Consider the following 23,223-nt stretch of genomic DNA (forward strand, 5'->3'; position numbering starts at 1 on the left):
AGGAAAGGTGAAGGAAAGGTGCGGAGCAGGCGCCCCGCACCGGGCTTGCGGCAAAAGACTTGCGACTACTACTTTTTGGTGACCTTCGTATCGGTCTTGCTGCCCGTGGCCTTGTTGTACTGCGCCACATATTCCTCGAACAGCTTGCGGATCGACTTGCCGATCTTCTGGTAATCCGATTCGTTAAGGTTGGCCAGCGAGACACGGCCAGACGGATGGCGTGTGCCAAAGCCGCGTCCGGGCAGCAGCACCACACCCGCCTCCTCGGCCAGGCGGAACAGCAGCTCCGCCGGTTCGGCCGATGCCAGCACCCATTTCACAAATTCGGGTCCGATGGCTTTGCCGCCGAGTTGCTCGATATCGAGCAGCGTGTAGTAGTCCACCACGTTGGGGTCCACCGCATCATCGGGCGCGATGCCGATCTCGCGGTACAGCGCGGCCTTCCGACTACGGATCAGCCGCTTCATCGCCTGCTTGTACGCGTCGGGCGTATCCATCAGCGAGAACAGCGAGAACAGCACCATCTGCACTTGCTGCGGTGTGGAGAGCCCCGCCGTGTGGTTCAGCGCCACGGTGCGGCTGTCGGCCACGATGCGGTCGATGAACTTGAGCTGGTCCGGCGTGGTGGTGATCGAGTGATAGCGCTTGTGCAGTTGATCGCGCTGGTCCTTCGGCAACTTGGCGAGCTTGTCGTCGAAGATATTCTCGCGATGCGTGGCAATGACACCCAGTCGCCAACCCGTGGCACCGAAGTACTTCGAGAACGAGTAGACCAGGATGGTGTTGCGCGGGCACAGTGCGAACAGCGAGACGAAGTTGTCGGCGAAGGTGCCGTAGACATCGTCGGTCAGGATGATCAGGTCGGGACGTTCCTCGATGATCGACGCCAGGTACTCCAGGCTTTCATCGCTCATGCGCACCGACGGCGGGTTGCTCGGATTGACGAGGAAGAACGCCTTGACGCTGGGGTCGCGCAGCTTGTCGAGTTCCTTGTTCGAATACTGCCAGCGCGATTCGGGGTCCGCATCGATCGACAGTTCCACAAGCTGGTAATCGTTCAGTTCCGGAATTTCGATATACGGCGTGAAGATCGGCATGCCCAGCGCGATCTTGTCGCCCGCCTTGAGCAGGTGGTTCTCGCGCATCGAATTGAACAGGTACGTCATGGCGGCTGTGCCGCCTTCCACCGCGAAGAGATCGAAGTCGCCGATGAACGGGTGGTTGCCGATCATCTCCTTGCGGATGTACTGGCCGACGATCACCTCGCTCAGCTTGAGCATGCGGTCCGGCACGGGATAGTTGCACGCCAGGATGCCCTCGCACATCTCGTAGAGGAAATCGCCGGCGTTCAGGCCAAGCTGGTCGCGGACGTACGACACCGCACCGGCCAGGAACTTCACGCCTGGCACGTCCTGGTGATCGCGTGCGAACAAATCGAAGCGTTCCTCGATGCCATCGCGGCGCGGAAAGCCGCCCACGCCTTCGGGCATGTACTGGAACGAGCGCTCGGACTCGCGCATCGCGAACAGGCCGAGCTGCCAGAAGCCATGGCGCGGCACCGTGGCAAGGAAGTTCGGGTTGCCGCGTCCGGCGTTGAGCATCAGGCGGTTGGAGTCGCTGCTGGCCAGCTTGATCAGTTCATCCTTCAGTTCGAACGGCGACAGGCTCGCCAGCTTGGAGAGATCCGGTTTGCTCATGGTGTGTAGCCTCCTGGGATTTCGATTGATCGACGAGTGAGGGGGATCGGCAGTCTGGTCAGACCAGGCCGACCACTAGTGGGCCAAGCAGTGTCAGCAGCACGTTGGCCAGGGCATAGGTAATGGCGAAGGGCACGGTCGGCACCGGGCTTTCGGCCTTGTCGAGGATGCCGCCGAACGCGGGGTTGGCGCTGCGCGAACCGGACAGCGCACCGGCCAGGATCGCGGCGTTGTCGTACTTGAGCACGTAGCGGCCGAACAGCATCGTCAGGAACAGCGGCAGCAGCGTGACCACGGCGCCAAGCAGGAAGATCTGCAGGCCGCTCTGGCGCAACGTGTCCACGGCCTGCAGGCCAGAGTTCAGGCCGACAATCGCGACGAACGCCGCCAGCCCGAAATCCTTGAGCAGCTGGCATGCGGCGGTAGGCATCGCGCCGTACATCGGATGCTTGGACCGCATCCAGCCGAAGACGAGACCCGACAGCAGCGCGCCGCCACCCGAACCCAGCGTGAGCGGGATGGAGCCGATGCGCACCACCAGCAGTCCGATCAGCAGGCCCACCAGTACGCCAGCGCCGAAGTACACGAAATCGGTCTTCTCGCTGGGCACCAGTTCATAGCCCGCGTGCTTGACGGCGCGCTTGGTGTCTTCGGGCGTACCGTAGAAGGTGAGGATGTCCCCATGCTGCAGCTTCAGGTCGGGCAGGATCGGCAGCGGATGGTCATAGCGTTCGATGCGCTCCACGTAGACGCCATGGCGCATGTCGCGGCCGACCTGGGCAATGATTTCGGTCACCGACTTGTTGTTCATGCCCTTGAGCGTGAACACGGCGCGTCGCGTCTGCATGACCATGCCCATGCCTTCGGCGTCGGCCACTTCTTCGCCGATCACAAGCGCGGTGGGCACCATCGCGTCGCGGCGGCCCACCAGCAGCACCAGGTCTCCGGCTTCGAGAACGGTGTTCTGATCGAACGCGAGGGGTTTGCCGCCGCGCTGGACCTTCTCTACCGTGACCAGGTCCTCTCCGCCCACTTCGATGTCCTTGACCGACTTCCCGGCGGCGCCGGTGACGCGGAACAAGCGGCCCACGAGCCGGGGCAGCGCGCCAGCCTGGCCTGGACCAAACTGCGGCAGGCCGCCGTGCATGGCGGCCTCCATCTTCTTGGCATCGGTCTTCAGGTCCGAACCCATGAAGCGCGGCAGGATGTTCACGCAGACGATGATGGCGCCGAGCGAGCCGAACACATAGGTCACCGCGTAGCCGATGGCCACGTTGGCCTGCATGGTCTTCACCACGTCAGGCGGCAGCCCTAGCTTGGTGATGGCGTCGCCCGCCGTGCCGATGATGGCGGACTGCGTCATGCCGCCCGCTGCGAGCCCTGCGGCCAGGCCCTTGTCGAGATGGAACAGCTTGGCCAGCACTACCACGGTGACGAGACCGGCCACGGCCATGAACACGGCCATCGCAATCTCGCGCAGCGAACTGCGGTTCAGCGAGTTGAAGAACTGCGGTCCGCTTTCATAGCCCACCGCATAGATGAACACGGCGAACATCACGGCCTTTACGCCGTTGTCGATCTCCACGCCCACCTGGCTGATGATCACGGCGGCCAGCAGCGAGCCAGCGACGCCGCCCAACTGGAATTTCCCGAAGGTGATCTTGCCGATGGCGTACCCGATGGCCAGCGACAGGAACAGCGCTGACTCGGGTGATTTCTGGAAGATGGCATGTAACCAATCCATGGAACCTCCTTAAAGCGTGACGCGGATGAGGGGGCGCATGATCCGGTGCGCGAGGCGCCGGGCATGCCGGACACAGCTACTGCGGCACCATGCCGCGGCTGACCATCGCGCAACTAGCCAAACGGCCACGCAATGGCGTCGGGGAGAGAGGATTGGAATCGAGGAAGGCTGGGCCGCTCACGGCGTGGCCGGACTGCGGGGCGGATACGGATGGCATGACGCGACGCGGGCCTCCCTATGGCTCATGGCAAGCCTGCGGCCGTGCGGCAGGCGAGAGCCATTATCAGCGTGGGGTCGCGACGTGCGTACTGAAAGCTTTTGACAGCGTATTAAACGGGATCGTAAATCCTTCAATTATTCTGCTCCGCGCAAGAAAAAGCCCCGCATGGGCGGGGCTGGGGTGTTGCAGTTGGCGCGGATTCAAAGCGGCCGATGCGGCCACCCATTACTTACCCATCACTTTCCGCTGTTGAGTCGATCCTGGATGTGCTTGGCGCGTGCATCGGAACCAGGGTGTGAGCTCAGCATGCTCGACTTGCCGCCATCGAGCTTGGCCAGTTTCTGGAACGCGGTCACCAGCGCTTGCCGGTTGGCCCCGTTCTTCGTGAGCAGGTCGAACGAGTAATCGTCGGCCGCCGACTCCTGGCGCTGCGAGAACTGGGCATTGATAAACGTCTCGCCCAGTTCCCCGATCTGCGACGACGACAACGCGGTCAGCGCCGTGTTGCCCGTGGAGCCGAGCAGCCCGCGCGCCGCCGCCGTGGTGTATGCCACCTGCATGGCTGCCTTGGTGTGGCCCAGCGCCACGTGTCCGATTTCGTGGCCGAGCACGCCGCGCACTTCGTCGTCGGTCATCAGGTCCATCAGTCCGCTGTAGACGCGAACACAACCATTGGCCATGGCCCACGCATTCACGTCCTTGGTCACATAGACCTTGGCATCGAGGGGCAGGCCGGTGTTCTTCAGGCCGCTCATGATGTTCACCAGGCGTTTTGCGTAGGTGCTGTCGGCTGCGGCGAGCGTGTTCTTCTTGTCCATCTCGGCGCAGGACTGGTCGGAGAGCTGCTTCACGCTGGCATCGCTGAGCGTGGCGGCCGTGAACAGGCTGCCGCCGGCCTGGGTCAGGCTATCCATGTTGGCACCTGCACAGCCGGCAAGCAGGGCGGCGCAGCCGAGGGCCGCAGCGGTGGCGGTGGCATTGGCGAGGAGTCGCTTCATGGTCGGTTCCCTGTATCGATGTGTTCTGGTTGGAGCCTCGAAGGATAAGCAAGCGCAACCGCACTCGCCAGCGGTTTATGTCTGACATGGCAAAGGTTTGATTTGACTCCGCCAGATGCCCCGGCGACACCCGGCGACGGCAGCGTGGCGCAGACCACATACCGCGCGGCGGGGGCTGTGCGAAGGTCTGTCCATCCGGATTCCACCGGGCGTGAAACAACGAGCGGCACCGCACATATCGGCACGGGTGTAGGCCGCAACATGCAGGTATGGCAGTAGTTGAATGTATGCCAAGAAAAACAAAAAAGCATTTGTCGACACTGGAACGGGGCTTGGTTGGGCGCAGGGTCAGAAACTTTCTGTGATGTGCTTCAAGCTCCATTCCCATCGAAACCCGACTATTGGGAAGACCGGGAGCTTGTGACATGCGCAGCCTGATCATCAATGCCGACGATTTCGGATTTGACCAAGAGACGTGCGCCACCACGGTGGATTGCTTCGAAGCGGGCCTGCTGACCAGCGCCACCATCATGGTAGGTTGCGAGGGTTCCAAAGCCGCCTACGAATACGCGCGCGAAAACCGCAAACGTTTTTCGTTCGGCCTGCACTTCAATATCGTGGATGGCTTCGCGCCGGCAGCCAACCGGGCCAATTCGCTATGCGACGAAAGCGGCAGCTTCCGCGAAAGCGACGACCAGCGCCTGGCGGCCATGTGGGGCAGGCTGACGGTGGCCGACATCCGGCGCGAATTCCGTCTGCAACTGGAAGAACTGCGCGACAACTACGTGGAGGTCACGCACATCGACAGCCACGGCCACCTGCACAAATTCCCCGCAATCATTTATTCGCTGCGCTCCGAAATGCGCCGCGCCGGCGTGACCTGGGTCCGCCGTCCGCAGAACGTATTCCTGCGCCCCAACGGCAAACGCCGCGTGATCAACAACGTCTTCGCCATCCCGTTCTGGGGGTTGATGCGCACCGACTACTACTGCGCCGTGGACAGCGGCGACGAGATGTGGGCCAAGCGCCTGCCCGAACTGCTGCCCGAAGGACTGACCGAGGTGTCCGTCCACCCAGGCCGCAACGAGGCGTGGCGCTACAACGAAGCCAGCCCGTTGCTCAAGCCGGACGAATTCCGTCGGGCGTTGAACGAAGCGGGGATCGAGTTGACGAGGTATCGGGCGTTTGGATGAGGGGTGCAGAAAACAGAAAACCCCGCAGCGTTGGTGCTTGCGGGGTTTTTTATGAAATGCGCGGAAAGCTTTGGTGCCCGGGGTCGGACTCGAACCGACACGCCTTGCGGCGGGGGATTTTGAGTCCCCTGCGTCTACCTGTTTCACCACCCGGGCCTGGGTCTGGCAACGGCCGCAATGGGCGTCGCGCGACGATGAAACGCGGATTATGCCGGATTTTCGGGCGCCTCACAACCGCTGGGCGCTGCGTCGGCCACACGGGCGCAATCGGGCGGTCACGGCAGTTGGGGTAGGATAGCGCGCAGCCGCGTCATGCGGCCACGCCGTGTTTCTTACCGGAGCCGAGTGCCATGTCCGCCGAGCCGACCCTCGACCTCACCGTAGCCGCCAGCCTTGCCGCGCTGGCCGCCTTGCCTTCGCAGGACCCCGCGTTCTACGCCCAGGCGTATGACAACCGCGCCAACGTGCCGGACAACGCCGTGCATATGGCGCGATGGGCGGCGGATTCGGCGCTGGTGCGCGCGGGTGCCGTCACGTATTTCGAGGATCTGGCTTACGGCGATGCCGCCAGCGAGACCCTCGACTACTTTCCCGCCAATTCCCTCGACGACGATCATCCGCCGCCGCTGCTCGTCTTCGTGCATGGCGGCTACTTCCGCGCGCTGGACAAGCGTGACCATAGTTTCGTGGCGAACGTGCCCACGCGCCGTGGTGTGTCGGTGGCTGTGGTCAACTACGCGCTATGCCCGGCGGTCAGCGTGGAGACGATCGTCGGCCAGGTGCTGCAGTCGGTGGCATGGCTGTATCGCGAGGCCGAGCGGCTCGGTCATGATCGGCGTCGCATCTTTGTGGCCGGACATTCGGTGGGCGGACATCTGGTGGCGATGCTGATGGCGGCGCGCTGGCCGGACGTCGGTGCCGACCTGCCGGTGGATCTGATCAAGGGTGGTTTGTCGATCAGCGGCCTGTACGACATGGAGCCGCTGCGTCGCACGGGTTTTTTGCAGTCGGATCTGCAACTGACCGAAGCGGCCGTGGCGCGACTCTCGCCGGCCTATATGACGCCGGCTACGGGCGCGCCATTGATTACCGCTGTGGGTGAGCTGGAATCGAGCGAGTATCACCGACACAATGCGCTGATCCGCGCCGCATGGCCGGACAACGCACGCGAAGACATCGCGCTGCCGGGCAAGCACCATTTCACGGCGATGGATGATTTGATGCGCGATGACAGTGTGTTGACGCGGGCGTTGCTGGGGATGATTGCGGGGGTTTGAGCTTCGATTCCCGCTGATGGTTTATTCCCCTCTCCCGCTTGCGGGAGAGGGGTTAGGGGAGAGGGCAGGCGCTTCGTCTGCGATAGACGTGGTTAGAGCTTGAAGCTCTGGCCCTCTCCCCCGCCCCTCTCCCGCACGCGGGAGAGGGGAGAAAGATCAGGGCGGGAGAGGGGAGTGAACACAGGGCGATCAACTACCCCTTCAACTCCAGCACCTTCAGCAACGACGACGTATCGTCTTTGCCCCAGTCCTGACGCATCAGCTCGACCAATTGCGCCGACGTAGCCCGCATCGCAGGCAGGTCGATACCCAACTCCCCCGCCAGATCAGCCGCCAGGCCGAAGTCTTTCGCATGCAACCGCGATTCGATGCCGGCGGCGAAATCGCGTGCCACCATCTTCGGGCCCATCAGGTCGAGCATGCGGCTGCCGGCCATGCCGGTGGACATTGCCTGGAAGACCTTGCCGGTATCCACGCCCTGCGCGCCTGCGAAGCGCATCGCCTCGGCAATGCCCTGGATGTTCACCACCTGAGCGATCTGGTTGCACAGCTTGGCCACTTGTCCGGCGCCGTTGTCACCAATATGCGTGATGGTCTTGCCAAGGCACTCCAGCATCGGCCGCACTTTCTCCAGGTTCTCTGCCTTGCCGCCGACCATGATGGTCAGCGTGCCCGCCTGAGCGGCGGTCGTGCCGCCCGATACCGGGCAGTCCAGCGCTTCGATACCCTTGGCGGCCAGCGCCTGCGCGATCTCGCGCGTGACCACCGGCGAGATCGTGCTGTGGTCGACGCAGATGGTGCCGGGTGCGGCGCCTTCGATCACGCCGTTCTGGCCGAGCAGGACTTCGCGCACGTCTTCCGATGTGGTCACGTTCGTGAATACCACCGCCGCGCCGCGAGCGGCCTCAGCGGGTGTGAAGAACGGTTCCGCGCCCAGCGCGCGGGCAGCGTCGGCGGCCTCGGGGCGGCGTACAAAGGCGCGCACCGTGTGGCCGGCGCGGATGAGGTGGCCAACCATCGGAGCGCCCATCGCGCCCAGGCCGATAAAAGCTACGGTCGTCATGTTTGCGGACTCGATTGAAAAGGGTTACTTCGCGGCCAGCCGCCACAGCGACGTGACTTCGGCCTTGCGTGCGGCGTGCAGCGGATCTTCGGCATCGGCGGCCTTCGGATGGCGCGGACGCACATCCGAGCGGCCCAGTACCTTGAGACCAGCGGCATCGATCCAGCCCAGCAGTTCCTCGCGGGAGCGCAGGCCGAGATGCTCGGCAAAGTCCGACAGGATCAGCCAGCCTTCACCGCCCGGCTCCAGGTGCGCCGCCAGCCCGGTCAGGAAGCCGCGCAGCATGCGGCTCTCCGGATCGAATACCGCGTGCTCGATGGCCGAGCTAGGACGCGCCGGCACCCACGGCGGATTGCAGACGATCAGCGGGGCGCGGCCTTCGGGGAAAAGGTCGGCGTCGACGATTTCCACATCGTCATCGAGACCCAGCCGTTCGATGTTCTCGCGTGCGCAGGCCAGCGCGCGCGGGTCCTGATCGGTGCCGATCACACGCCGCACGCCTCGCTGGGCCAGCAACGCGGCCAGCACGCCGGTGCCAGTGCCAACGTCAAACGCCAGCGTATCGGACGGCAGCGCCGTCTTGGCCACCAGTTCAAGGTACTCGCCGCGCACCGGCGAGAACACGCCGTACCACGGATGAATGCGCTCGCCGAGCATCGGAATCTCGACTCCCTTCTTTCGCCATTCATAGGCGCCGATCAGGCCGAGCAGTTCGCGCATCGACGCCACGTAAGCCGCATCGGCCGGGCCGTAGACCTGTTCGCAGGCTTCCTGCACGTCGGGCGCACGGCGTAGCGGCACCACATGGCCTGCCTCGAACGGCAGCAGCAGCATGCCGAGCGTGCGGGCGCGCTGCGATTGGGCCAGGCGGTGCTTGTGGAAGGATTCGGTGATGCTGACCGGCGTCTTGTCGGCGTTGCGCGATTTGCGTTGCGGCTTCTTGTCCACACGGCGCGCCATGGCTTGCAGCAACTGGCGCGCGTTCTGAAAATCGCCGCGCCAGAGCAGGGCGGTGCCTTCACTCGCCAGCCGGTAGGCAGTATCGGCCGGCGTCTGGTCATCGGCGATCACCACGCGCTTGGGCGGCGGCAGGCCGGACTCGGAACGCCAGAGCGCGCTGTGCTCGGCACCGTCTTCGGTCCAGTGGATGGTGGGGAGGGGTTGGGCAGGAGACATTGCTTATATATATGTACGTGTGGTGAGCTTACAGCTCATATGCCTCGTGATCACCGGACATCGCTTGCTCCACGAGCTTGCGGTTCAGCGTCGGCGAGAACAGTTCGATGAAGGTGTAGACGAAGCTGCGCAGATACGCGCCTTGCTTGACGGCCAGATGGGTGACATTGGTGCCGAACAGGTGGCCCACAGGAATCGCGCGCAGATTGCGGTCCCGCTCGGGATCGAAGGCCAGTCCAGCCACGATGCCGATGCCCAGGCCGATCTCGACATAAGTCTTGATCACGTCGGCGTCGATGGCTTCGAGGATGATGTCCGGCTCCAGCTGGCGCAATTCGAATGCCTTGTCGATCTTGGGGCGCCCTGCGAAGTTCACGTCATACGTGATCAGCGGATAGGCGGCCAGATCGTCGAGCGTCAGGTGCTTCTTCTCTAGCAGCGGATGATCGGCTGGCGTAATCGCCACATGCTGCCACTGGTAGCCGGGCAGGGAGACCAGCGCCTTGTCGCGCGTGATGCCTTCCGTGGCGATACCGATATCGGCCTGGTCGTGCAGGATCATGTCTGCGATCTGAGCCGGCGTGCCCTGCTGGATCGACAACCGCACCTTGGGGTACCGCTTGGTGAACTCCGCGATCACGCGCGGCAGGGCGTAGCGCGCCTGCGTGTGCGTAGTGGCGATGGTGAAGTTGCCCTGGTCCTGCGCGGCGTAATCCTTGCCCACGCGTTTCAGGCTTTCCACTTCCTGCAGGATCTTTTCGACCGAGACAAGGATGCGGCGGCCCGGCTCGGTCAGGCTGCGGATGCGCTTGCCGTGCCGCGTGAAGATATCGACACCCAGCTCTTCCTCAAGCTCGATGATGGCTTTGGAGACGCCAGGTTGTGATGTGTAGAGCGCTTTTGCGGCTTCGGTCAGGTTGTAATTCTGGCGGACGGCCTCGCGCACGAAGCGAAACTGGTGGAGATTCATATAACTTCGCTCGTATAAACAAACAACTTCTTATTAGTTTGAGATATGAGGCGAGTTTATTACGATTCTCGAACTTTGTTAAACGCCCGCCTGCCCGAATTGCGTCCGCATCTTGCCTGCCCCAGGTGAAGTTGGCGCCCCAGGCGGGCCCAAGTCGAGAAAAAGTCCCCGATGTCCCTAGCCTTCACCGTCTCCGGTCTGCTGGTAGGTATCCTGGTTGGCCTGACCGGGGTAGGCGGGGGTTCGCTCATGACGCCGCTGCTCACGTTGCTGTTCGGCTTCTCGCCGGCTACCGCCGTGGGCACCGATCTGGCCTTCGCGGCCATCACCAAGGGCTTCGGCACCATCGCCCATCGCGCGCATGGCCATGTGCAATGGGCCGTGGTGCGCCGCCTGTGCCTCGGCAGCCTGCCTACCGCCGTGATCGCCATCCTCGTGCTCAAGAGCGCGGGTGAGCTGAACGCGCAATGGCTGCATGCCATCCGCCTGACGATTGGCGTCTCGGTGCTGCTGACCGTGGTGTCGCTGCTGTTCCGCAAGCAGATGCTGGCGTGGCTCGAACGCAATCCGCGCTTCCAGTTGCATGGCCGCCGCCAGGTGGTGGCGACCGTGGCAGTCGGCGCCGTGATCGGCGTGCTCGTCACGGTGTCGTCGATCGGCGCGGGCGCCGTGGGCGCGACGCTGATCCTGCTGCTGTATCCCCACATGAAGCCCGCCGAAGTGGCTGGCACCGATATCGCCTACGCCGTGCCGCTTACGGCCGTGGCCGGGCTGGGCCACGTGTGGCTTGGCACCGTCGACTGGAATTTGTTGCTGGCGCTGCTGGTGGGCTCGATCCCCGGCATCTGGCTTGGCGCGCAATTGTCACGAAAGCTGCCCGAACGGCTCGTGCGCGCCGCACTCGCGACTACGCTCACGCTGGTCGCCATCAAGCTCGTTTCCTAAGCATTCACGAATACTGAACGGACCCCGCCATGTATCAGTACGATCAATACGACCAACGCATCGTCCAGGAACGCGTCGCGCAGTTCCGCGACCAGGTTCGCCGCCGCGTGGCGGGTGAACTGCCTGAAGAGGAATTCCTGCCGCTGCGCCTGCAGAACGGCCTGTACATGCAGCGCCATGCCTACATGCTGCGCGTGGCCATTCCCTACGGCCTGCTGGCATCGAAGCAGATGCGCATGCTGGCCCATATCGCGCGTGAGTACGACCGCGGCTATGGTCACTTCTCCACGCGCCAGAACATCCAGTACAACTGGATGGAACTGGAGCGCGTGCCCGACGTGCTGGCCGATCTCGCCAGCGTGGAAATGCACGGCATCCAGACCTCGGGCAACTGCGTGCGCAACATCACGACCGACCAGTTTGCCGGTGTGACGCCGGACGAATCGGTGGACCCGCGCGTGCTGGCCGAACTGCTGCGCCAGTGGAGCACGTTCCAGCCGGAATTCGCCTTCCTGCCGCGCAAGTTCAAGATTGCGATCTCGGCCACGAAGGATGACCGCGCCGTGGTGCAGATGCACGACATCGGCATCTACGCGTACAAGAACGAACAGGGCGAGACGCGCCTGCGCATCCTGGCCGGTGGCGGCCTGGGCCGCACGCCGATCCTGGGCACGATCATCAAGGAAGACCTGCCGTGGCAGCACATGCTGACCTACGTGGAATCCGCGATCCGCGTGTACAACCGCTATGGTCGCCGCGATAACAAGTACAAGGCACGTATCAAGATTCTCGTGAAGGCTATCGGCGCCGAGAAGTTTGCGGCCGAGGTCGAGGAAGAGTGGCAATTCAGCAAGGATGGTCCCGGCACGCTGACGCAGGTCGAGTTCGACCGCGTGGCGCAGTACTTCCAGCCGCCCGCCTATGAAAAGCTGGCCGATACCGATGCCTCGTACGAGAAGCACCTGCTGGAAAGCAAGGCGTTTGCGCGCTGGGTGAGCCGTAACGTGCGCGCGCACAAGGTGCCGGGCTACGCGTCGGTGACGCTGTCGACCAAGCCGGGTCCGGTCTCGCCTCCGGGCGATGCGACGGATGCCCAGATGGACGCCGTGGCCGATCTGGCCGACCGCTACGGGTTTGGCGAACTGCGCGTGGCGCACGAGCAGAACCTCGTGCTGCCGGACGTGCGCAAGAAGGACCTGTTCGCGCTGTGGGAAGAAGCCAAGCTGGCCGGTCTGGCGACGGCCAACATCGGGCTGCTGACGGACATCATCGCCTGCCCGGGTGGTGACTTCTGCTCGCTGGCGAATGCCAAGTCGATCCCGATTGCGCTGGCCATCCAGGAGCGTTTCGACAATCTCGATTTCGTGTACGACCTCGGCGAAGTCTCGCTGAACATCTCCGGTTGCATCAACGCCTGCGGTCACCACCACGTTGGCAATATCGGCGTGCTGGGCGTGGATAAGGATGGCTCGGAGTGGTACCAGGTCACGCTGGGCGGTGCACAGGGCAATGACTCGGCCATCGGCAAGGTCATCGGCCCGTCGTTCAGCGCGGAAGAAATGCCTGAAGTGGTGTCGCGCATCATCGACACGTTCGTGGCCCATCGCGCCGAGGACGAGCGCTTTATCGATACGTTCGCACGCATCGGCATCGCGCCGTTCAAGGAACGCGTGTACGCCGACAAGCAGCGCGAAGAGCGCGCCACGGCCTGACGAACGGAGAGACTGAACATGGCAAAGATCATTCAACTGCAACGCGATGACGCGGCCCAATTCCGTCCGGTCATCGTGGAAGACAACTGGACCGTGCTGCGCGCCACCGAAGAGCAGCCGCTCGACGATGCCCGCATCGCCGCCGCCGCACAGAGCGGTGACGCCGTGCTGTTCCCGCTGGCCGTGTGGAAGGCCAACGAGGCACTGCTGGCTGGCCGCGATACCGCCATCACCGGCGTGTGGCTGGCCCCGGAAGACGAACCCGGCGATGCCGAGGCGCTGTTCGACCGCGTGTCGCTGGTAGCGGTGGACTTCCCGGTGTTCCGCGATGGCCGCGGCTTCTCGTCGGCCTACCTGCTGCGCACACGCTATCACTGGAAGGGCCAGCTGCGCGCCATCGGCGACGTGCTGCGCGACCAGCTGAACTTCATGAAGCGCTGCGGCTTCGACGCGTTCGCCGTGCGTGCGGATCGCAACATCGATGACGCCATCAAGGGCTTCACCGAATTCACGGTGGCGTATCAGGCTTCGGTCGACGAGCCGCTGCCGTTGTTCCGCCGTGCCCGCGCAGACGTGACCGCGCAAGGTTCGGCATGAGCACGATTTCCGAGATCCCCGTGATCGAGGCCGACGCTGTGCCTCAGGTCTCGTCGCTGCGCCCCCCAGCGCTGTGGACGATGCCGCTGTACACCGGTTCGATCGAAGCCCTCGACGCCAAGGAGCTTGCGCTGGCCGAACGGCTGGCCGGCATCGCCGCGCGGTTCTACCGTGCGCGCTTTGCCACGAGCCTGGCTGCCGAGGACATGGTGCTGACCGACGCAATCCTGCGCGGCAGCGACGCCGTGCGCGCGGGCATTCGCGTGTTCACGCTGAACACGGGTCGCCTGCACGCCGAGACACTGGCTGTGCTGGATGACGTGCAAGAGCACTACGGCTACACCGTGGAACAGTTCACGCCGGACCCGGAAGTCGTGGAGAAGTACGTGCACGACCATGGCCTGAACGCGATCTACGACAGCGTGGACTTGCGCAAGAGCTGCTGCGGCATTCGCAAGGTGGAGCCGCTGAACCGTGCGCTTTCGCACGCCGATGCCTGGATGACGGGCCAGCGCCGCGAGCAGGCTGTGACGCGCGCCGAGCTGCCGTATGAGGAAATGGACGAGGCACGCGGCATTCCCAAGTTCAATCCGCTTGCGGACTGGACCGAAGCCGAAGTGTGGGCCTACCTGACGCGCCATAGCGTGCCCGTCAACGCGCTGCACGCCAAGGGCTACCCGAGCATCGGCTGCGAGCCGTGTACGCGGGCCGTCAAGGCCGGTGAAGACGTGCGAGCCGGACGGTGGTGGTGGGAGAGCAAGGACTCGAAAGAGTGCGGGCTCCACGAGCAGAACATCAAGCATTGAACGAATGACAAGAGGCCGATAACGACATGGGCATCATGAACGACATCGCAGAAGCAGGCGTGGCCGCCAACGTGGATCACTTGCTGCAGGTCCAGAACGACCACCTCGACCGGCTCGAAGCCGAATCGATCTACATCATCCGCGAGGTGGTGGCCGAGTGCCGCAACCCGGCGCTGCTGTTCTCGGGCGGCAAGGACTCGATCGTCATGCTGCACCTGGCGCTGAAGGCGTTCCGCCTGGGCGACCGCAAGGTGGAGCTGCCGTTCCCGCTGGTCCATATCGATACCGGCCACAACTATCCCGAAGTCATCACCTTCCGCGATCAGCGCGTGGCCGAACTCGGCGCGCGCCTGGTGGTGGGCCATGTGGAAGATTCGATCAAGCGCGGCACGGTGCGCCTGCGCAAGGAAACCGATTCGCGCAACGCCGCACAGGCCGTGACGCTGCTGGAGACCATCGAGGCGCACAAGTACGACGCGCTGATGGGCGGTGCCCGCCGTGACGAAGAGAAGGCCCGCGCCAAGGAGCGCATCTTCTCCTTCCGCGACGAGTTCGGCCAGTGGGACCCGAAGGCCCAGCGTCCGGAGCTCTGGAGCCTGTACAACGCACGCATGGCGCAAGGCGAACAGATGCGCGTGTTCCCGATCTCGAACTGGACCGAGCTCGACGTGTGGCAATACATCGCCCGCGAGAACCTGGCCCTGCCGCCGATCTACTACGCGCATCAACGCGAAGTGGTGCGCAAGAACGGCCTGCTGGTGCCGGTGACCCCGATCACGCCGAAGCAGGATGGCGACGTCAGCGAAGTGATGTCGGTCCGCTTCCGTACCGTCGGCGATATCAGCTGCACGTGCCCGGTGGCCAGCGTTGCCGCCTCGCCGGTGGAGATCATCGCCGAGACGGCCGTGACGGAAATCACCGAACGCGGCGCCACGCGCATGGACGACCAGACGAGCGAAGCGTCGATGGAACGCCGTAAAAAGGAAGGCTACTTCTAAGCCGACGCAGCCAAGGAAACCGAATATGTCACACCAATCCGCACACCAGGGCCTGCTGCGTTTCATCACCGCAGGTTCCGTCGATGATGGCAAGAGCACGCTGATCGGCCGTCTGCTGTTCGACAGCAAGGCCGTGCTGTCCGACCAGTTGACCGCGCTGGCCAACGCCAAGAACAAGCGCACGGCGGGCGAGCAGATCGACTTCTCGCTGCTGACCGATGGTCTGGAAGCCGAGCGCGAGCAGGGCATCACGATCGACGTGGCGTATCGCTATTTCTCCACGGCGAGCCGCAAGTTCATCATCGCCGATACGCCGGGTCACGAGCAGTACACGCGCAACATGGTCACGGGTGCGTCGACCGCCCACGCGGCCATCGTGCTGGTGGATGCCACGCGCGTGACGGTCACCAATGGCCGCGCCGAACTGCTGGCCCAGACCAAGCGCCACTCGGCGATCCTCAAGCTGCTGGAAATCCAGCACGTGATCGTTGCCGTGAACAAGATGGACCTCGTCGACTACAGCGAAGAGCGCTTCAACGAGATCCGCACTGCCTACGCCGAACTGGCCACGCAACTGGGCTTGAAGGACGTGCTGTACGTGCCGGTCTCCGCGCTGCGCGGCGACAACATCGTGCACGCCAGCGATGCCATGCCGTGGTATCAGGGCGAGTCGCTGCTGCCGGTGCTGGAGTCGCTGCCCGTCGAGGACGTGGCGCCGGAAGGTGATGACGCACTGCGCTTTCCGGTGCAATTGGTCGTGCGCCAGGACGGTTCCGCTGCCGACGATTTCCGCGGCTATGCCGGCCGCGTGGAAGCGGGTACGGTCCGCGTGGGCCAGAAGCTGCGCGTGTTGCCGGCCAACCGCGAAGCCGTGGTGGCTGAAGTGCTGACGCCGAATGGCGCGGCGGATTCGGCCAGCGCTGGTGACACCATCACGGTGCGCCTGGCGGAAGACGTCGATGTATCACGCGGTGATATGTTTGTGGCAGCGGACGCCACGGCAGCTTCGGCCAAGAAGCTGACCGCCGACCTGTGCTGGTTCGACGACGAATCGCTGAACCCGGCACGCAAGTACGTGCTGAAGCACACTACGGCGAGCGTGTTCGCGAAGGTGTCGGCGGTGGATCGCGTGCTCGACGTGCATACGCTTTCGCAAGAGACCGGCCGCCACGAGATCAACCTGAACGATATCGGCTCGGTGCAGATCTCGCTGCAAAAGCCGATCGTTTGCGACACCTATGGCGATAACCCGGCAACGGGCGCATTCGTGCTGATCGACGAAGCCACCAACCACACGGTGGCGGCGGGCATGATCCGTGCGTATGCCTGATATCGTCCTGGACGAACAGCGAGCGTGACGGAAATGGAAATGAACAGGCAGCAGGGCAAGCGTGCGGGCAAGGTGTACCTGATTGGTGCAGGGCCCGGTGCAGCGGACCTCATCACGGTGCGTGGTGCACGACTGCTGGGCGAGGCCCAGGTCGTGCTGCACGATGCGCTGGTGTCCCCCGAGATGCTGGCCTGGTGTCCCCAGGCCGAGCTGATCGAGGTGGGCAAGCGCTGTGGGCAGCGCTCCACGGCCCAACTGTTCATCAACCGCCAGATCGTGGATCTGGCGACCAAGCACGAGCGGGTAGTGCGCCTGAAAGGCGGCGACCCGATGCTGTTCGGCCGCGCCGACGAGGAACTGCAGGCGCTGGAAGCTGCCGGTATCGAGTATGAAGTGGTGCCCGGCATCACGGCGGCTCTTGCTGCTGCCAGCGCCATCGGTCGCCCGCTGACGAAGCGCGGTGTGTCACGCAGCGTGGCGTTTGCGACGCAGGCTAAGGCCGCAGACGCCATTGATGTGGAAGCCGACGTCAAGGCCGACACCATCGTCTACTACATGGGCCGCGACCAGGCTGCCGTTATCGCCGCACAACTGATTGCACGCGGCAAGCCTGCTTCCACGCCTGCATGGGTGGTAGAAGCCGCCACGACGCCGAAGCAGCGCAGCCATCAGTTCACGCTGAGCCAGATGGCTGCCGGCGAGGCCGCACGATGGATGGACCCGGTGCAACCGAGTTTGCTGATGATCGGCGAGGCGCTGGGAACGCGGGTGACGGAAGTCGTGGAGTCGGAACGGGCGGCTTGAGGCGGACAGGTTGAATGAAAAAAGCCAGAGGTGACTCTGGCTTTTTTTTCTGGCGATGACGAAATTCCCGCCGCTGGTTTGCTCCCCTCTCCCGCAACGCGGGAGAGGGGCTGGGGGAGAGGGCCGGCGGTGGAATCGCTAACACGTCGCAAATTGCACCTCAGGCCCTCTCCCTAACCCTCTCCCGCAGGCGGGAGAGGGGACCGGCCCGGAAACTGGATAGCATCCACACAAAACCCCGCAATCGCATCCAGCACGCTATCCACTTCGCCCACGGCTGACGTCGCCACGATCTCCACCCCCGGATGCTTCTCCCGGCATTCCTCCACCAACACCGGAAAGTCCCGACGCAGATGGCCGCCCTGGCCGAAGAACACCGGCACCACGGTAATCCGCGCGATACCTGCACCCGCCAGTTCGTCGATCGCATTACTCAGCGACGGCGTCATCAATTCCAGAAACGCGACGCGCACCGCAACGTCAGGCTGTTGCGCCGCCAGCCGGCCCTGCAGCCGGTCGAACGGCTCGCGCCAGCGCGCATCGCGTGCGCCGTGGCCGAAGAGGATGATCCCCTGGGTAGCGCCCATGTTCAGTGCCGATCCACCCAGCGCAGCGCAACTAGCGCCAGCGTCAGGTACAGCGTGCCGGGCACCAACGCCGAGACAATCGGCGGCCACGTATGCAGCAGGCCCACGTGCGAGAACAGCGTGTTGGACAAGTGGAACGACAGCCCCAGCATGATGCCGCCGAACACCTTCACGCCCACCGCGCCGGCGCGTGCATGCAGGTAGGCGAAGGGCAGCGCCAGCGCCACCATCACGAACAGCGTCAGCGGGTAGACCACCTTCTTCCAGAAAGCGATTTCGTAGCGCTGCGTGTCCTGCTTGTTGTCGCGCAGGTGGCGGATGTAGCGGAACAGGTCGAGCGTCGACATCCGCTCCGGCGTCACCAGCAGCACCGACAGGATCTGCGGCGTCAGTTCCGAATGCATCACCATGCTCGGGAACAAGAGCTGTTCGGCACGGAAGTCAGGGGCCAGTGCGTCCTGCTGCTTCGGCGCCATGCCGTCGCGTAGTTCGATGAAGCGCGTCTCGTTCACGTCATTGAGCTGCCACGCCTGGTTGCCCTGGTAACGGCCTTCCTTGGCCACGCGAATCACGCGCAGCCGGTAATCCTTATCGAACTCGTAGATCGTGATGCCATTGATCGTCTGGTCCGGCTTCAGGCCCTGCACGTTGATGAATCGCGTGATTTCGCCAGCGCCATTCGCGGCGGTGTCGCGGTCCCGGTCCTTGACCCAGACGCCAGAGCGGAAGCCCGAAGACACCGTGGCGCCCACGGCCTCCAGCTTGATCTTCTGCGCGTACTGCTCGCCCGCCGGGCTGATGAACTCGCCGAACAGGAAGGTGACGATCACCAGCGGTATCGCCAGCTTGAACAGCGAGAACAGCGCCTGACGCGTATTCAGCCCGGCCACCCGGAAAATCGTGTATTCCGACTGGCTGGCCAGCTGGGAGAACACATAGATCGCACTGATCAGCAGGGCGATTGGCAAGACCTCGTAGATCCGGGTCGGTGCCTGCAGCATCACGTGGATAAACGCGATCAGCGACGTGTAGCCGCCTTGCACGCTCTCCAGCTCGTTGAGCATGTCGAAGAACACGAACAGCGCCAGCACCGCGAACAGAATGAACGCGAACACGCCATAGATCAGCCGAGCGAAATAGCGCTCGTAGACGGCCAGCACCCTCATGCCTTGCCTCCGCCATTCGACTTGCGTTTCAGGCCGAACACGGCGCGCCAGCCTCCCAGGCTACGGTTCTGGCGATAGCGGAACAGCATCAATGCGCAACAGAAGACAAAGACGTGAATCGGAATCAGCGCGGTCCAGAAGCTCAGGGAGCCGGAGCGCACCCAGGCCTGGGCCAGGTTGATCGTGTTGCTGTAGGTGAGATAGATCAGCACGGCGAACACCAGCGGCGTGTAGCGGCCCAGGCGCGGGTTCACGTACGCCAGCGGGATGGCAATCATCACGAAGTTGAACGCCAGGATCGGCAGCGATACCCGCCACAGCAATTCGGCGAGGTTGTCGCGGGTCGGGTCGCGCAGCAGGTCGATGGTGTCGCGGCTCTTGGCCGGCAGACTGGCTTCGGTTTCGGGTGGAGAATTATCCACTTTCACCGCGTATTTATCGAATTCGAGAATCCGATAGTCCAACTGCCCGGGCACGCCCGCATAACGGCGGCCGTTTTCCATGACCACCAGGCGGTCGCCGTTGGGCTGGGTTTCGAACTGGCCCTGATGGGACAGCGCCACGCCGATCTTGCCGGCTTCGGCGTTGGCTACGAAGACATTGCGTGCGTGCTTCATGTCGGCGTCGATGCCTTCGATGAACAGCACGTAGTTGCCATTGGCGGGTTCGATGAAGCGGCCCGAGGCGATCATCGACAGCACGCCGCGTTGCTGGAAGCGGTCGCGGAATGCCGCGCTCTGCTGGTTGGCCCAGGGCCACGCGAACATGCCGAGCAGCAGCGCCATGACAAAGAACGGCGTGGCGAACTGCAGCACCGGCTTGACGAGGTCGCGCAGGGAGATGCCGGCCGAGAACCAGACTACCATCTCCGAGTCCTTGTACCAGCGGGTCAGGACGATCAGCGTGGAGATGAACAGCGTGGCCGACAGCAGGATCGACAGGTAGCCGATAGTGGCCAGGCCAATCAGCATCAGCACGTCGTTGGGGCTGGCCTTGCCATTGGCAGCCATACCCAGGATGCGGATCACGAGCGACGTGAGCATGAACGTCAGCATCACCAGGAACACTGCGCCGGCAGTGTAGGCGAGTTCGCGTCGCAGGGCTTGTTGGAAGATCATGCGGAATCGCTTCCGGCTTCCGGCCGGAACGGGCGATGTACCGGGGGCCGAAGGACTGGCAGGACCGCGTACTGTCAGCTTGCAGGATCGGCGGCGGCAGATCGCGGATGAAAATCGCGGATAATGGGGACTTTCTTTTCGACGAGCCCCTTGAAGGAAGCGCGATGGAATTTAGCACAAAAGCCCTGGATCTGAGCAAAGCCGGCCAAAATGGTTTCCTGGCCACGAAGTCCGACTGTCTCGTGGTTGGCCTGTTCGAGGGGCAGAACCTGGCCGGCGTGGCCAAGGCACTGGACGTCGCCACCAAGGGGCTGGTGGCACGCCTGGTCAAGCTGGGCGACTTTGACGGCAAGCGCGGCACGCACCTGATGCTGCATGAAGTCGCCGGTATCGGCGCCGCCCGCGTCCTGCTGGTGGGCCTGGGCAAGGAAGCCGAGTTCGGTGACCGCGCCTTTGCCGAATCGGTGCGCACGGCCATGCGTGCCCTGGGCGGCACGCGCGCGGCATCGGCGCTGTGGTGCCTGACCCAGCCGCCGCAGCAGCGCGACGTGGCATGGGCCGTGATCACCACGATCACCATCGTGCGCGACGCCGGCTACCGCCTGCTGGAGCGCCATCCCGAACTCAAGCGCGCCCCGCGTGGCGCTGCGGCCGAGAAGCCGGCGCTGCGCAAGATCGTGCTGGCCGTGGAGTCCGGCGACGCCAAGGCCGCCACGCAGGGCGTGGTGCGCGGCATCGCCATCGCCAACGGCATGGAACTCTCGCGCGACCTGGGCAACCTGCCGTCGAATATCTGCACGCCGACGTACCTGGCCAATGCCGCGCGCGGCATTGCCAAGCGCCACAAGCTCAAGGCCGAGATCCTGGGCCGCAAGCAGATCGAGGCGCTGAACATGGGCGCCTTCCTGGCCGTGACCAAGGGCAGCGTGGAGCCGCCGCAGTTCATCGTGCTGCACTACAACGGCGCCGCCGCCAAGGCCGCGCCGGTAGTGCTGGTGGGCAAGGGCATCACGTTCGATACGGGTGGCATCTCGCTGAAGCCGGGCGAGGGCATGGACGAGATGAAGTACGACATGTGCGGCGCCGCCTCGGTGCTCGGCACCATCCAGGCCGTGGCCGAGATGGGCCTGAAGCTGAACGTGATCGCCGTGGTGCCCACCTGCGAGAACATGCCCGCCGGCAACGCCACCAAGCCGGGCGACGTGGTGGTCAGCATGTCCGGCCAGACCATCGAGATCCTGAACACCGATGCCGAAGGGCGACTGATCCTGTGCGACGCGCTGACCTATGTCGAGCGCTTCAAGCCGGCCGCGGTGGTGGACGTGGCCACGCTGACCGGCGCCTGCATCATCGCCCTCGGCCACGTGAACTCGGGCCTCTATGCACGCAGCGACCTGCTGGCGGACCAACTCCTCGACGCCGGCCGCAAGGCCATGGACACGGCATGGCGCATGCCGCTGGACGAGGACTACCAGGACCAGCTCAAGTCGAACTTTGCCGACATGGCCAACATTGGTGGCCGTCCGGCTGGCAGCGTGACGGCGGCCTGCTTCCTGGCGCGCTACACCGAGAAGTACGACTGGGCCCACCTGGATATCGCGGGCACGGCATGGAAGAGCGGCGCGGCCAAGGGTGCCACGGGTCGTCCGGTGCCGCTGCTGACGCAGTTCCTGATGGATCGCGCAGGTTAAGCGCACCGTCATCGCAACAAGGCAGCCGGAATGACGCGCATCGATTTTCACAGCAACGTGCCTGACACACTGGCCTATGTCTGCCGCCTGGTCCGCAAGGCCTATGGGGCAGGGCAGAAGGTGGTGGTGTACGGCGCGCCGCAGCAGTTGTCGCAACTCGATGCGCGGCTGTGGTCGTTCTCGCCGCTGGACTTCCTGCCGCATTGCGGGCTCGACAACCCCAATGCGGCGGTGACGCCCATCATCCTGGCCGCCTCGCTCGACGGCGTGCCGCATCACCAGTTGCTGGTGAACCTTGCCCCCGAGGCGCCGGCGCAGTTCGCAAGCTTCGAGCGGCTGATCGAAGTCATTGGCAGTTCGCCCGAGGCGCGGGACGCTGGGCGCGAGAGATATCGCTTCTATCGCGAGCGCGGGTATCCGCTGTCGCACCATGACATTGGGCAGGCCAAGGGAGAATCGGCATGAGCGAACGCACGACTTCGCGGGTGATTCCGCGGCTGGCTCCGCACGACAGCGTGCCGCTGTTGACCGAAGTGGTGGAACTGCCGGACGAGGCCTTCACCGAACCGCTTGCAGAACCGTTCGCCGAACCGACCCGTCAGGAAGCCCCCGTGATCGATACCGCGCACATGCCGGATTCGGGTCTGGTGACGGCGGTGGGCGATACCGGCGATGCCGAACCGATTTCTGCTTTCTACGATACCGAGCCACCCGTGCTGTCGGAGGTGGAAGAATTCGTGCCCGCTGAGGAGGATCTGCGCGCGATGCGCACGGAGCTGCTGACGCGTGTGATGATGCGTTTCCGCACCGAATGGCCCCAGGTGGTGGAAGCCCACACCGAAGCCACGTTGCAAGCGCGCCTGGCGCCTTTGACCGCCCAGTTGGCGAGTGAGTTGACGCAGGCGCTGGAGGCGAGGCTGGTGGAGTGGCTGGATGCGACGCTGGAAGAGATCGAGAGGGACCCGGGCGGGGTTTGATCTTTCCGTTTCCCTATGGTTTTGCTCCCCTCTCCCGCTTTGCGGGAGAGCAACCGTGTCAAGCAGGTCGGTTGTTCTGCCAAGGCCGACCCGTCTTGACCATGACATTGAGAATCGTCAGAAGCTTCCTCATGCACCCGACGATGGCGACTTT

At 64.0% G+C, this 23,223-nt stretch carries 21 protein-coding genes and 1 tRNA gene; 12 read left to right on the forward strand and 10 right to left on the reverse strand.

Translation table 11 applies throughout. The features are described from left to right. Window positions 1–68 precede the first annotated feature (68 nt). The 3 genes from FFS21_RS17940 to loiP form a co-directional block, all read right to left on the reverse strand. On the reverse strand, window positions 69–1,697 hold the full coding sequence (locus tag FFS21_RS17940) for a bifunctional aspartate transaminase/aspartate 4-decarboxylase (RefSeq protein ID WP_137926131.1): 1,629 nt from the start codon (window positions 1,695–1,697) through the stop codon (window positions 69–71). A gap of 58 nt (window positions 1,698–1,755) precedes the next feature. Further along, entirely contained in the window at window positions 1,756–3,441 is a 1,686-nt protein-coding gene (aspT, locus tag FFS21_RS17945; RefSeq protein WP_137926132.1) for an aspartate-alanine antiporter, read from the reverse strand. A gap of 456 nt (window positions 3,442–3,897) precedes the next feature. Further along, entirely contained in the window at window positions 3,898–4,659 is a 762-nt protein-coding gene (gene loiP / locus FFS21_RS17950; RefSeq protein ID WP_137926133.1) for a metalloprotease LoiP, read from the reverse strand. 425 nt (window positions 4,660–5,084) lie between these two features. Between loiP and FFS21_RS17955 the strand changes: the two genes are divergently transcribed. Continuing rightward, the gene (locus FFS21_RS17955) at window positions 5,085–5,852 is read left to right on the forward strand and encodes a ChbG/HpnK family deacetylase (protein WP_137926134.1); all 768 of its coding nucleotides are present in this window, start codon (window positions 5,085–5,087) and stop codon (window positions 5,850–5,852) included. Window positions 5,853–5,923: 71 nt separating this feature from the next. Here the strand turns inward: FFS21_RS17955 and FFS21_RS17960 are convergent. Next, window positions 5,924–6,008, reverse strand: a tRNA-Leu gene (locus FFS21_RS17960). 194 nt (window positions 6,009–6,202) lie between these two features. On the opposite strand from FFS21_RS17960, the gene FFS21_RS17965 reads away from it, so the two are divergent. Next, window positions 6,203–7,129, forward strand: coding sequence for an alpha/beta hydrolase (locus FFS21_RS17965; protein ID WP_137926135.1), 927 nt, complete (start codon window positions 6,203–6,205; stop codon window positions 7,127–7,129). 193 nt (window positions 7,130–7,322) lie between these two features. On the opposite strand, the gene FFS21_RS17970 is transcribed toward FFS21_RS17965, so the two are convergent. Genes FFS21_RS17970 through FFS21_RS17980 form a run of 3 tightly spaced genes read right to left on the reverse strand, consistent with a single transcriptional unit; the run spans window position 7,323 to window position 10,338 of the window. Next, window positions 7,323–8,192, reverse strand: a complete 870-nt coding sequence (locus FFS21_RS17970) for an NAD(P)-dependent oxidoreductase (protein ID WP_137926136.1) — start codon at window positions 8,190–8,192, stop codon at window positions 7,323–7,325. A 24-nt stretch (window positions 8,193–8,216) separates the two neighbouring features. Continuing rightward, window positions 8,217–9,368 (reverse strand): methyltransferase, encoded by a 1,152-nt coding sequence (locus tag FFS21_RS17975; protein WP_137926137.1) that lies wholly within the window; start codon window positions 9,366–9,368, stop codon window positions 8,217–8,219. A 28-nt stretch (window positions 9,369–9,396) separates the two neighbouring features. Next, complete coding sequence (locus tag FFS21_RS17980; protein WP_137926138.1) at window positions 9,397–10,338, reverse strand: CysB family HTH-type transcriptional regulator; 942 nt, start codon at window positions 10,336–10,338, stop codon at window positions 9,397–9,399. 171 nt (window positions 10,339–10,509) lie between these two features. Between FFS21_RS17980 and FFS21_RS17985 the strand changes: the two genes are divergently transcribed. Genes FFS21_RS17985 through cobA form a run of 7 tightly spaced genes read left to right on the forward strand, consistent with a single transcriptional unit; the run spans window position 10,510 to window position 17,530 of the window. Then, complete coding sequence (locus FFS21_RS17985; RefSeq protein ID WP_137926139.1) at window positions 10,510–11,283, forward strand: sulfite exporter TauE/SafE family protein; 774 nt, start codon at window positions 10,510–10,512, stop codon at window positions 11,281–11,283. 29 nt (window positions 11,284–11,312) lie between these two features. Further along, on the forward strand, window positions 11,313–12,995 hold the full coding sequence (gene nirA / locus FFS21_RS17990) for a nitrite reductase NirA (protein WP_137926140.1): 1,683 nt from the start codon (window positions 11,313–11,315) through the stop codon (window positions 12,993–12,995). Between the two features lie 18 nt (window positions 12,996–13,013). Next, complete coding sequence (locus FFS21_RS17995) at window positions 13,014–13,592, forward strand: DUF934 domain-containing protein (protein ID WP_137926141.1); 579 nt, start codon at window positions 13,014–13,016, stop codon at window positions 13,590–13,592. Next, entirely contained in the window at window positions 13,589–14,398 is an 810-nt protein-coding gene (locus FFS21_RS18000) for a phosphoadenylyl-sulfate reductase (RefSeq protein WP_137926142.1), read from the forward strand. The genes FFS21_RS17995 and FFS21_RS18000 overlap by 4 nt, the downstream gene beginning before the upstream one ends. A gap of 26 nt (window positions 14,399–14,424) precedes the next feature. Beyond that, entirely contained in the window at window positions 14,425–15,396 is a 972-nt protein-coding gene (gene cysD, locus FFS21_RS18005) for a sulfate adenylyltransferase subunit CysD (RefSeq protein WP_137926143.1), read from the forward strand. Between the two features lie 25 nt (window positions 15,397–15,421). Next, the gene (locus FFS21_RS18010; RefSeq protein WP_137926144.1) at window positions 15,422–16,726 is read left to right on the forward strand and encodes a sulfate adenylyltransferase subunit 1; all 1,305 of its coding nucleotides are present in this window, start codon (window positions 15,422–15,424) and stop codon (window positions 16,724–16,726) included. Window positions 16,727–16,765: 39 nt separating this feature from the next. Continuing rightward, window positions 16,766–17,530 (forward strand): uroporphyrinogen-III C-methyltransferase, encoded by a 765-nt coding sequence (gene cobA / locus FFS21_RS18015; RefSeq protein ID WP_137926145.1) that lies wholly within the window; start codon window positions 16,766–16,768, stop codon window positions 17,528–17,530. A gap of 173 nt (window positions 17,531–17,703) precedes the next feature. On the opposite strand, the gene FFS21_RS18020 is transcribed toward cobA, so the two are convergent. Genes FFS21_RS18020 through lptF form a run of 3 tightly spaced genes read right to left on the reverse strand, consistent with a single transcriptional unit; the run spans window position 17,704 to window position 20,401 of the window. After that, entirely contained in the window at window positions 17,704–18,117 is a 414-nt protein-coding gene (locus FFS21_RS18020; RefSeq protein ID WP_137926146.1) for a sirohydrochlorin chelatase, read from the reverse strand. Between the two features lie 2 nt (window positions 18,118–18,119). Next, on the reverse strand, window positions 18,120–19,283 hold the full coding sequence (lptG, locus tag FFS21_RS18025; protein ID WP_137926147.1) for an LPS export ABC transporter permease LptG: 1,164 nt from the start codon (window positions 19,281–19,283) through the stop codon (window positions 18,120–18,122). After that, a complete protein-coding gene (lptF, locus tag FFS21_RS18030) occupies window positions 19,280–20,401 on the reverse strand; it encodes an LPS export ABC transporter permease LptF (protein WP_137926148.1) in 1,122 nt (373 codons plus the stop codon). Before lptF ends, lptG begins: the two co-directional genes overlap by 4 nt. A gap of 164 nt (window positions 20,402–20,565) precedes the next feature. Between lptF and FFS21_RS18035 the strand changes: the two genes are divergently transcribed. From FFS21_RS18035 to FFS21_RS18045, 3 genes are read left to right on the forward strand one after another with little or no spacing between them, the layout of a single operon-like run. Beyond that, entirely contained in the window at window positions 20,566–22,092 is a 1,527-nt protein-coding gene (locus FFS21_RS18035) for a leucyl aminopeptidase (protein ID WP_137926149.1), read from the forward strand. 30 nt (window positions 22,093–22,122) lie between these two features. After that, the gene (locus FFS21_RS18040) at window positions 22,123–22,557 is read left to right on the forward strand and encodes a DNA polymerase III subunit chi (protein WP_137926150.1); all 435 of its coding nucleotides are present in this window, start codon (window positions 22,123–22,125) and stop codon (window positions 22,555–22,557) included. Beyond that, the gene (locus tag FFS21_RS18045) at window positions 22,554–23,069 is read left to right on the forward strand and encodes a hypothetical protein (RefSeq protein WP_137926151.1); all 516 of its coding nucleotides are present in this window, start codon (window positions 22,554–22,556) and stop codon (window positions 23,067–23,069) included. Before FFS21_RS18040 ends, FFS21_RS18045 begins: the two co-directional genes overlap by 4 nt. Window positions 23,070–23,223 lie beyond the last annotated feature (154 nt).

Origin of the sequence: Cupriavidus sp. 2SB (genome assembly GCF_005503625.1) — a bacterium.
Taxonomy (GTDB): Bacteria; Pseudomonadota; Gammaproteobacteria; order Burkholderiales; family Burkholderiaceae; genus Cupriavidus.